The following is an 11,478-nucleotide window of genomic DNA, read 5'->3' on the forward strand; positions in this document are numbered from 1 at the left end:
GCGGCTTAAGGAGATGACAGCTGATGGGCGAAGGCAAACGCGGGAAACCGGGCAGTGAGCTCGAGAGACTGGAGATTTTCCAGGAGCTGGCCACCGAGTACTTTTCGATGGTGGCCCTCTTCGACGCGGAGCCGCCGGTGCACCCGGCCGAGGCGGAGCGCCGGCGCTGGCTTGAGCTCTTCAGGGCGGCGCTGCTGCGTAAATTCATCGTCCGCGATGAACACGTCTCGCTCAAGCTCGTGGTGCGGGCGCTCCGCTTCTGCAACTACTCGGCGGACCGCCACCTCGCGGACGGGGCCGACGGCATCGTCGCTCTGTTCACCCCCGAGATGGTCCAGGGCCGTCAGCACGTTGCGCCGGGTGAAGGTCCCGCGCCGGACGAAAGGCCGGGTGAAGGTCCCGCGCCGGACGAAGGGCCGGACCGTTTCGAAGACGTTCTGTACGGCCGGCTTTTGCACGGTGACGCGGACCGCTTCCACCGCTCCGCCTGGGCCAACGACACCGTCCGCCTGAGTGCCGCGGCAGCGGCCCGGTTCGACGCGGAACGGGCGCTCTCAGCAGCGCTGGAGCTGGTCCGGTACGGAATGGCCAATAACCTCTTGAAATCCCCGCGCACGGCAGGCGGGGAAGGCGGGCCACCCGGGCCGGCCGGCGGCCAGGGCCGGCCGTCTAGTACCAGCCAGTAAGATTGATGGGTGAAACAAAGCGAGCAGGCCCAGCCCCAGACCAGCAACGCAATTCCGGTGGATGAGCTGATCACCAGCCTGTGTGCCACCGTCCTGGACTACCCTAAGCCCGGGATTGTCTTCAAGGACCTCACCCCGGTCTTCGCCGACGGCGTTGCGCTCAAGGCCGTGGTCGATGCGCTGGTTGAACCCTTCCGCGGGCAGTTCGACGCCGTCGCCGGGGTGGAAGCCCGCGGCTTCCTGCTGGCCGCGGCCGCCGCCTACGCCACGGACACCGGCGTCGTGACAGTCCGCAAGGCGGGCAAACTGCCCCGCGAGGTGGTCTCCGAGGATTACTCCCTCGAATACGGCACCGCCACCCTGGAACTGCACAGCTCGGACCTGGTGCCGGGCACCCGGGTGCTCATCCTCGACGACGTCCTCGCCACCGGCGGCACCCTGGGCGCAGCCGCCAGGCTGTTCGAACGCTGTGGCGTCGAGGTGGCCGGCGTCGGCGTGGTGATGGAGCTCGAGGAGCTGAACGGCCGGGCGGCCCTCGGCGGACACCGCATCCACTCGCTGCTGAGCCTGTAGGGATCCCCGTCGCCGGACGGTGAGCAGCGGGCTGACAGCGAGCTGACAGCCGGCTGTGCAGCCGGGTGGACGGTCGCGGCCACCTCGGTAGAATGCCTGACAAAAGCGAGGCCTGAAGAAAACCGACATATTTGGGGAGCGATGCTCGAAATCGCTGTAGAATGGTTGGTCTGTCTTTTTCGATAGGGGAACGTTCGATGCACGACGCTGATTTGGCCCATGAACGCGACTATGTAGCCGGACTTTATGCCCGGCTGGATGAGCTGCGGGCGGAAAAGCGCGCCCAGCTCGCCCAGGTACGCCGCGCGGGTGCCGTGGGCACCATGCAGAACGTCTCCGAGCGGGACGCGTTCGCCGCTCTCTACGAGGACCGCCTCGCCCAGCTCGACGCCGTCGACGACCGCCTCGTGTTCGGCCGCCTCGACCTCGACTCCGGCGAGGCCCAGTACATCGGCCGCATCGGCCTGACCACCGAGGACCTGCAGCGGTTGATGGTGGATTGGCGGGCACCCGAAGCCGGTCACTTCTACCAGGCCACCGCCTTCGACCGGCAGGGCGTACGCCGCCGCCGGCACCTGATTCTGCAGGGCCGCCAGGTCAAGGCGATCGAGGATGACGTGCTCGACGCCGACCTGCTGGCCGACAACGATTCGCTGCAGGGAGAGGGCGCGCTGCTTGCCGCCCTGAATTCCAAACGCACCGGCCGGATGTCGGACATCGTCGGCACCATCCAGTCCGAGCAGGACAGGATCATCCGCTCGTCCATCTCGGGAGCGCTTGTGGTCCAGGGCGGACCCGGCACCGGCAAGACCGCCGTCGCCCTGCACCGTGCCGCCTACCTGCTCTACACCCACCGCGACCGGCTCAAGACCGCCGGCGTGCTGCTGGTGGGGCCGTCGTCGTCGTTCATGAACTACATCGAACGGGTGCTGCCGTCCCTCGGCGAAACCGGTGTGGTGATGGCCAGCCTGGGCCGTCTGATGCCCGGCATCCACGCCGTCGCCGAAGACGATTCCGACGTGGCGGCCATCAAGGGCCGGCTCGACATGGCCGAGGTGGTGGCGAACGCGGTCGCCAACCGGCAACGGGTCCCGGCCGAGAACCGCATCCTCGAAGTGGATGGCCGCAAGCTTGTGCTGACCCCGCGGCAGGTCCGCCGGGCGCGGGAGAAGGCACGCGCCACCGGGAAGCCGCACAACGAGGCACGGGTCTCCTTCGTCAAGATCCTGCTGCGCGAACTGACCGAGCAGATGACCGAACTGGTGGAGGCCGGCAGCATCGGAAACAACGCCGACCGGTCCTACCTTGCCGAAGACGTCCGTTCAGCGCGTGACGTCCGGGTGGCCCTGAACCTGTGCTGGATGCCGATGACCCCGGAAAAACTGGTGGGGGAGCTGCTGAGCAAGCCCGCCATCCTGGCGGCGTGCACCCCGCACCTCAGCGACGCCGAACGCGCCCTGCTGCTCCGGCCGGCCGGATCGCCGTGGACCGAGGCCGACGTCCCGCTGCTGGACGAGGCCGCCGAACTGCTCGGCGAACTCGATCCGGCCGCCGGCCGGGGGCTGGCCCAGCAGGAGCACGACCGCGCCCGCGACCTGGCCAACGCCAAACAAACCCTCGTCAACATGGAAACGGCCGGTGTGGACGTCCTCATCTCGGCCGAAGAACTGGTGGACCAGAACCAGGAACGCGAGGCGCGGCTGACCGCAGCCGAGCGAGCCACCAGCGACCGCACCTGGGCCTTCGGGCACATTGTGGTGGACGAGGCGCAGGAACTCTCGCCCATGCAGTGGCGGCTGCTGGTCCGGCGCTGCCCGCTGAAGTCCTTCACGATCGTCGGTGACATCGCCCAGACCAGCTCGGTCGCCGGGGCGAAGTCCTGGCAGAGCGCCCTGGCCCCGATGTTCGGCGACCGCTGGCAGCTTGAAGAACTCACCGTCAACTACCGCACCCCGTCGCAGATCGCCGAGGCGGCAGCGCGGATGGCCAACGCCGCCGGGCTCGTCGTCTCCGCGCCCAAGGCCGTGAGGGAGGGCCGCTGGTCGCCGGTCATCGACCGGGTCGAGCCCGGCGCGATCGTCGGCCGGCTCCTTGAGGTCCTCCCGGAGGAACTCAACGCGCTCGACGGCGGCCTGCTGGCCGTGATTGCCGACGGCGGGCTCCTGCCGGAGGCCACTGCCGCGCTGCGCGCCGCGTACGGCCGCCGGGTCGGCACCGGCGCCGGCAGCTACGAGCAGGACATTGTGGTGATCAGCCCCCGTGAGGCCAAGGGGCTGGAGTTCGACGGGGTCGTCGTCCTGGAACCGTCAGCCATGCTCAACCACGAGCACGGCAGGGTGGGTGATCTCTACGTCGCAATGACCCGCCCCACCCAGCGGCTGCGCCTCATCGCGGCCGCCCCCGTGCCGGCCGGCATCGAAGAGTAGGCGGCTGCCCGCCGCTGTGTCTTGCCGCCGCTCCACTGGTTCGCCAGGAGGATGCGGCGACGAGTGCCGTTCCGTCACGAGCTGCAGCGGGGCGGTCCGGCCGCGGCGATCCTGCTAACTTAGATTCCGTGTCCCAGCTAAATGATCTTCAGTCCCAGCAGAACGACCCCGGCTTCGCCAACATCTGGCAGGAGCTGAAATGGCGCGGCCTTGTCCACGTCTCCACGGATGAGGCGGAGCTGGAGAAATTGCTTGCGGGCGCTCCCGCGACGTACTACTGCGGCTTTGATCCCACCGCGCCCAGCCTGCACCTGGGCAACCTCGTGCAGCTGCTGCTCATGCGCCGGCTCCAGCTGGCCGGGCACAAACCTCTCGGCCTGGTGGGCGGCTCCACCGGATTGATCGGTGACCCCCGGCAGACCGCGGAACGGGTGCTCAACACCCCGGAAACCGTGGCGGAATGGGTGGGTCGGCTGCAGGGCCAGGTCCAGCGCTTCCTCAGCTTTGAAGGGGACAACGCGGCCCGGATGGTGAACAACCTCGACTGGACCGCCCCGCTGAGCGCCATCGACTTCCTGCGCGGCATCGGCAAACACTTCCGCGTCGGCACCATGATCAAGAAGGACATCGTTGCCACCCGCCTTAACTCGGATGAGGGGATCAGCTACACCGAGTTCAGCTACCAGATCCTGCAGGGCATGGACTACCTGCAGCTGTTCCGCGACTACGGCTGCGTGCTGCAGACCGGCGGTTCGGACCAGTGGGGCAACCTCACCAGTGGCACCGACCTGATCCGCAAGGTGGAGGGCAAACACGTCCACGCTCTGGGCACGCCGCTGATCACCAACGCGGACGGCACCAAGTTCGGCAAGAGCGAGGGCAATGCGATCTGGCTGGACCCAGAAATGTGCAGCCCGTACGCCTTCTACCAGTTCTGGCTCAACACCGCCGACGCCGACGTCGCCGCCCGGCTCAAAGTCTTCACCTTCCTCAGCCGTGCAGAGATCGAAGCACTCGAAGCCTCGGTAGCGGAGCGGCCCTTCGCCCGCGAAGGCCAGCGGAAGCTTGCCTACGAGGTCACCTCACTGGTGCACGGCGTCGAGGCCACCGAAAAGGTCATTGCCGCGTCCGCTGCCGTGTTCGGCGGCGGGGACCTCGCCGCCCTGGACGCAGAGAGCCTCCGGGCCGCCACGGCGGAACTGCCTTCCGCGACCGTGGACGGCTCCGGACTCGGGATCATCGATCTTCTGGTGGCGACCGGGTTGTCCGACAGCAAGTCTGCGGCCCGGCGGACCGTGGGGGAGGGTGGTGCCTACGTGAACAACACCAAGGTCTCCGATCCTGAGGCCGTCATCGCACCCGGGGAGCTCCTGCATGGGCGCTACCTGCTGCTGCGCCGCGGCAAGAAGAACCTTGCAACAGTGGAGGTTTCGGGAGCCTAGCCGCCACTCCTTTTTCGGGCCGGCTCCGGCCCGCCCATGGCACTCTCCGGGTGCCCCTGCACGCTTCCCACTGTCCGATTTGCACGGCCGGAGGGGAGCGTGTATTGTTTTCTGAGTCGCCGCCGCTGAGTGGTGACAAACCCCCAACAAAGAGAAGCAATTCTTCCTGCGCACAACGCGGGAAATCGAAATTGCTTCGCATTTTGCTGGGCGGATTCTCTGCTACAGAGTGAATTTCGGAAAAATTTCCGGGTTTGCAAAGTAGAAAAGAATGAAATAAGCTGAAAACATCGCAGCGAAGAAAAGCGAAATGAATAAATTCACCGAGTGAATTGTTTCGACAAGTATTCGAATGTGTCTGTTGTTTGAGAACTCAATAGTGTGCCAAGTTTGTTGATACCAATTTATTGTATTGAATTGGTTGAATTGACTGGATCCGCCACCCCGTGGTGTGGTCTGGTTTTTACAGCTGGTTTCAAATTTTGTGCAGCCTTCACGTCCCGTTTTCCCGGGGGTGTTGGTTGTGTCTGTTTTTCTTCAACGGAGAGTTTGATCCTGGCTCAGGATGAACGCTGGCGGCGTGCTTAACACATGCAAGTCGAACGATGATCCGGTGCTTGCACCGGGGATTAGTGGCGAACGGGTGAGTAACACGTGAGTAACCTGCCCTTAACTCTGGGATAAGCCTGGGAAACTGGGTCTAATACCGGATATGACTCCTCATCGCATGGTGGGGGGTGGAAAGCTTTATTGTGGTTTTGGATGGACTCGCGGCCTATCAGCTTGTTGGTGAGGTAATGGCTCACCAAGGCGACGACGGGTAGCCGGCCTGAGAGGGTGACCGGCCACACTGGGACTGAGACACGGCCCAGACTCCTACGGGAGGCAGCAGTGGGGAATATTGCACAATGGGCGCAAGCCTGATGCAGCGACGCCGCGTGAGGGATGACGGCCTTCGGGTTGTAAACCTCTTTCAGTAGGGAAGAAGCGAAAGTGACGGTACCTGCAGAAGAAGCGCCGGCTAACTACGTGCCAGCAGCCGCGGTAATACGTAGGGCGCAAGCGTTATCCGGAATTATTGGGCGTAAAGAGCTCGTAGGCGGTTTGTCGCGTCTGCCGTGAAAGTCCGGGGCTCAACTCCGGATCTGCGGTGGGTACGGGCAGACTAGAGTGATGTAGGGGAGACTGGAATTCCTGGTGTAGCGGTGAAATGCGCAGATATCAGGAGGAACACCGATGGCGAAGGCAGGTCTCTGGGCATTAACTGACGCTGAGGAGCGAAAGCATGGGGAGCGAACAGGATTAGATACCCTGGTAGTCCATGCCGTAAACGTTGGGCACTAGGTGTGGGGGACATTCCACGTTTTCCGCGCCGTAGCTAACGCATTAAGTGCCCCGCCTGGGGAGTACGGCCGCAAGGCTAAAACTCAAAGGAATTGACGGGGGCCCGCACAAGCGGCGGAGCATGCGGATTAATTCGATGCAACGCGAAGAACCTTACCAAGGCTTGACATGGACCGGACCGGGCTGGAAACAGTCCTTCCCCTTTGGGGCCGGTTCACAGGTGGTGCATGGTTGTCGTCAGCTCGTGTCGTGAGATGTTGGGTTAAGTCCCGCAACGAGCGCAACCCTCGTTCCATGTTGCCAGCGCGTAATGGCGGGGACTCATGGGAGACTGCCGGGGTCAACTCGGAGGAAGGTGGGGACGACGTCAAATCATCATGCCCCTTATGTCTTGGGCTTCACGCATGCTACAATGGCCGGTACAAAGGGTTGCGATACTGTGAGGTGGAGCTAATCCCAAAAAGCCGGTCTCAGTTCGGATTGGGGTCTGCAACTCGACCCCATGAAGTCGGAGTCGCTAGTAATCGCAGATCAGCAACGCTGCGGTGAATACGTTCCCGGGCCTTGTACACACCGCCCGTCAAGTCACGAAAGTTGGTAACACCCGAAGCCGGTGGCCTAACCCCTTGTGGGAGGGAGCTGTCGAAGGTGGGACTGGCGATTGGGACTAAGTCGTAACAAGGTAGCCGTACCGGAAGGTGCGGCTGGATCACCTCCTTTCTAAGGAGCACCTACAACAACCCTGCCGGGCGTTATGCCTGTGTGGTGGTGTTGTCAGGAGTACGCCCGTTGCGCAGACGATTGTTCTGCGGCGGGTGCTCACGGGTGGAATATCAGCAAATAGCGGCCGCATGGTTTGTCCTTGCCCAGTACGGATGTGCTGCTCTCTTGTGGAGCAGGGTGTCCTGGAACGGCGGGGGCGGGGCTGGTGCGGTTTAGTGTTTGGCACACTGTTGGGTCCTGAGACAACAGGACCGGGGATTGAACGTTCCCGGGACTTGTGTTTCTGGTTTCCCGGCTGCAGCGAACATGCACTGTTTGGGTGTGTGGGGTGTGTGGTATGGGGTTGTTGTTTGAGAACTACATAGTGGACGCGAGCATCTTTTATAAGAAGCAATTTCCAAGAATATGAACCTGGATCTGGCTGCGCGTGATGGTGTCACCCTTGGGTGGTGTTGTTGGGTGTGGTTGGTTTCTGTGGTTCTCTCGAAATTACTCCTTGATCTTTTGTGGTCAAGTTTTTAAGAGCACACGGTGGATGCCTTGGCATTAGGAGCCGAAGAAGGACGTAGGAATCTGCGATAAGCCTGGGGGAGTCGATAACCGGACTGTGATCCCAGGGTGTCCGAATGGGGAAACCCCGCCAGACGCGCGAGTGATCTGGTGACCCGCATCTGAACACATAGGGTGCGTGGAGGGAACGCGGGGAAGTGAAACATCTCAGTACCCGCAGGAAGAGAAAACAATAGTGATTCCGTTAGTAGTGGCGAGCGAACGCGGATCAGGCTAAACCGTTCCATGTGTGATAGCCGGCGGGCGTTGCATGGTCGGGGTTGTGGGACTTTCCGTTCTGTCTCTGCCGGGACAGTGGGGTGAGAGCATGTGCATAGGTGAACGGTCTTGAAAGGCCGGCCAGAGAGGGTGTGAGCCCCGTAACCGAAATGTAGTGTGCCGCCTGGGAAGTATCCCAAGTAGCACGGGGCCCGAGAAATCCCGTGCGAATCTGTCAGGACCACCTGATAAGCCTAAATACTCCCTAATGACCGATAGCGGACCAGTACCGTGAGGGAAAGGTGAAAAGTACCCCGGGAGGGGAGTGAAACAGTACCTGAAACCGTGTGCTTACAATCCGTCGGAGCAGCCTTGTAGCTGTGACGGCGTGCCTTTTGAAGAATGAGCCTGCGAGTTAGTGTTACGTCGCGAGGTTAACCCGTGTGGGGAAGCCGTAGCGAAAGCGAGTCTGAACAGGGCGTTGCAGTGGCGTGATCTAGACCCGAAGCGAAGTGATCTACCCATGGCCAGGTTGAAGCGACGGTAAGACGTCGTGGAGGACCGAACCCACTTCAGTTGAAAATGGAGGGGATGAGCTGTGGGTAGGGGTGAAAGGCCAATCAAACTTCGTGATAGCTGGTTCTCCCCGAAATGCATTTAGGTGCAGCGTTGCGTGTTTCTTACCGGAGGTAGAGCTACTGGATGGCTAATGGGCCCTACAAGGTTACTGACGTCAGCCAAACTCCGAATGCCGGTAAGTGAGAGCGCAGCAGTGAGACTGTGGGGGATAAGCTTCATAGTCGAGAGGGAAACAGCCCAGACCACCAACTAAGGCCCCTAAGCGTGTGCTAAGTGGGAAAGGATGTGGAGTTGCGAAGACAACCAGGAGGTTGGCTTAGAAGCAGCCATCCTTAAAAGAGTGCGTAATAGCTCACTGGTCAAGTGATTCCGCGCCGACAATGTAGCGGGGCTCAAGTACACCGCCGAAGTTGTGGCATTCAGATATTAGCTAAGCCCTTGTGGTTCAGGCGTCTGGATGGGTAGGGGAGCGTCGTGTGGGCAGTGAAGTCGCGGTGTAAACCAGCGGTGGAGCCTACACGAGTGAGAATGCAGGCATGAGTAGCGAAAGACGGGTGAGAAACCCGTCCGCCGAATGATCAAGGGTTCCAGGGTCAAGCTAATCTGCCCTGGGTAAGTCGGGACCTAAGGCGAGGCCGACAGGCGTAGTCGATGGACAACGGGTTGATATTCCCGTACCGGCGAAAAACCGCCCATGCTGAACAGGGGATACTAACCGCCCGAGACCTGCCCGACACCCCTTGTGGGTGAAGGGTTTTGGTGGAGCGCGGGACCGAAACCTGGGAGGCAAGCGTATTAACAGGTGTGACGCAGGAAGGTAGCCGAGCCGGGCGATGGTTGTCCCGGTCTAAGGATGTAGGGCGAACGGTAGGCAAATCCGCCGTTCATGATGCCTGAGACCCGACGGGACCCCCGTATGGGGGGATTCGGTGATCCTATGCTGCCTAGAAAAGCATCGACGCGAGGTTTTAGCCGCCCGTACCCCAAACCGACACAGGTGATCAGGTAGAGAATACTAAGGCGATCGAGAGAATTATGGTTAAGGAACTCGGCAAAATGCCCCCGTAACTTCGGGAGAAGGGGGGCCCCTATCGTGATGGACACTTGCTGTCCGGAGCGTGCAGGGGCCGCAGAGACCAGGGGGAAGCGACTGTTTACTAAAAACACAGGTCCGTGCGAAGTCGCAAGACGATGTATACGGACTGACTCCTGCCCGGTGCTGGAAGGTTAAGAGGACCGGTTAGCCGCAAGGCGAAGCTGAGAATTTAAGCCCCAGTAAACGGCGGTGGTAACTATAACCATCCTAAGGTAGCGAAATTCCTTGTCGGGTAAGTTCCGACCTGCACGAATGGAGTAACGACTTCCCCGCTGTCTCAACCATAAACTCGGCGAAATTGCAGTACGAGTAAAGATGCTCGTTACGCGCAGCAGGACGGAAAGACCCCGAGACCTTTACTATAGTTTGGTATTGGTGTTCGGAGTGGCTTGTGTAGGATAGGTGGGAGACGTTGAAGCCCGGACGCCAGTTCGGGTGGAGTCATCGTTGAAATACCACTCTGGTCACTTTGGACATCTAACTTCGGCCCGTAATCCGGGTCAGGGACAGTGCCTGATGGGTAGTTTAACTGGGGCGGTTGCCTCCTAAAAAGTAACGGAGGCGCCCAAAGGTTCCCTCAGCCTGGTTGGCAATCAGGTGTCGAGTGTAAGTGCACAAGGGAGCTTGACTGTGAGAGAGACATCTCGAGCAGGGACGAAAGTCGGGACTAGTGATCCGGCGGTACATTGTGGAATGGCCGTCGCTCAACGGATAAAAGGTACCTCGGGGATAACAGGCTGATCTTGCCCAAGAGTCCATATCGACGGCATGGTTTGGCACCTCGATGTCGGCTCGTCGCATCCTGGGGCTGGAGTAGGTCCCAAGGGTTGGGCTGTTCGCCCATTAAAGCGGTACGCGAGCTGGGTTTAGAACGTCGTGAGACAGTTCGGTCCCTATCCGCTGCGCGCGCAGGAAATTTGAGAAGGGCTGTCCTTAGTACGAGAGGACCGGGACGGACGAACCTCTGGTGTGTCAGTTGTACTGCCAAGTGCACCGCTGATTAGCTACGTTCGGATGGGATAACCGCTGAAAGCATCTAAGCGGGAAGCTCGCTTCGAGATGAGATTTCCATACACCTTGTGTGTGAGAGGCCCCCAGCCAGACCACTGGGTTGATAGGCCGGATGTGGAAGCGAGGACTAACGACTCGTGAAGCTGACCGGTACTAATAGGCCGATAACTTACACCACACACTCTTCTTCGTGAACGGATTCAAAAGACGTTCACACCAGCGGAGGAGTACAAAGAAACAAGACTGCTTGCGTCCACTATGTGGTTCCCAAACAACAAACCCGTCGCCAGACGAAACGTTGCAGGGAGCCAAAACTGAATAACAACACCACACTGCCCGCAGGGGCAGGATGTTGTAACCACAGATTTCCCACCCAGGGGTGCCTTCACAGGCCCGGGGTGCGGAGCAAGGGTTACGGCGGTCATAGCGTGGGGGAAACGCCCGGTCCCATTCCGAACCCGGAAGCTAAGACCCACAGCGCCGATGGTACTGCACCCGGGAGGGTGTGGGAGAGTAGGTCACCGCCGGACAACCATTACAGCCAGGCCCCGACACCACGTGTCGGGGCCTGAGCCCTTTAACACCCAAAACACCCCCAAAGCCCAAACGCTCCCGCAGATCCTGCCGGCAAGCCAACAACGCTCCCGCAGATCCTGCCGGTAAGCCAACAACGCTCCCGCACAAGAGGCTGCCCAAATCAGAACCCTCCCGCAGATCCTGCCGGTAAGCCAACAACTCTCCCGCACAACCGGCGCCCAAAATGAGAACCCTCCCGCAGATCCTGCCGGTAAGCCAACAACTCTCCCGCACAAGAGGCTGCCAAAATCAGA

The 11,478-nt window shown here is 61.1% G+C and carries 4 protein-coding genes and 3 rRNA genes; all 7 read left to right on the forward strand.

All coding sequences use genetic code 11. The features are described from left to right. The first annotated feature begins 23 nt into the window (after nucleotides 1-23). Nucleotides 24-686, forward strand: a complete 663-nt coding sequence (locus AC1MED_RS07165; protein ID WP_479786204.1) for a hypothetical protein — start codon at nucleotides 24-26, stop codon at nucleotides 684-686. A 9-nt stretch (nucleotides 687-695) separates the two neighbouring features. Then, entirely contained in the window at nucleotides 696-1,259 is a 564-nt protein-coding gene (locus AC1MED_RS07170; protein ID WP_479786205.1) for an adenine phosphoribosyltransferase, read from the forward strand. A gap of 197 nt (nucleotides 1,260-1,456) precedes the next feature. Then, the gene (locus tag AC1MED_RS07175) at nucleotides 1,457-3,685 is read left to right on the forward strand and encodes a HelD family protein (RefSeq protein WP_479786206.1); all 2,229 of its coding nucleotides are present in this window, start codon (nucleotides 1,457-1,459) and stop codon (nucleotides 3,683-3,685) included. Between the two features lie 128 nt (nucleotides 3,686-3,813). Continuing rightward, a complete protein-coding gene (gene tyrS / locus AC1MED_RS07180) occupies nucleotides 3,814-5,127 on the forward strand; it encodes a tyrosine--tRNA ligase (protein WP_479786207.1) in 1,314 nt (437 codons plus the stop codon). 537 nt (nucleotides 5,128-5,664) lie between these two features. Continuing rightward, nucleotides 5,665-7,191, forward strand: a 16S ribosomal RNA gene (locus AC1MED_RS07185). 511 nt (nucleotides 7,192-7,702) lie between these two features. Then, nucleotides 7,703-10,826: ribosomal RNA gene (locus tag AC1MED_RS07190) — 23S ribosomal RNA — on the forward strand. A gap of 235 nt (nucleotides 10,827-11,061) precedes the next feature. Then, nucleotides 11,062-11,178: ribosomal RNA gene (rrf, locus tag AC1MED_RS07195) — 5S ribosomal RNA — on the forward strand. The 16S, 23S and 5S rRNA genes sit together here, the layout of an rRNA operon. Nucleotides 11,179-11,478 lie beyond the last annotated feature (300 nt).

The organism is Arthrobacter sp. BI5 (assembly GCF_056680065.1).

What these genes read in the sequence shown, in the direction of transcription:
- AC1MED_RS07165 (WP_479786204.1), top strand. Translation starts at nt 24, where the DNA reads ATGGGCGAAGGCAAACGCGGGAAACCGGGCAGTGAGCTCGAGAGACTG.
- AC1MED_RS07175 (WP_479786206.1), top strand. Translation starts at nt 1,457, where the DNA reads ATGCACGACGCTGATTTGGCCCATGAACGCGACTATGTAGCCGGACTT.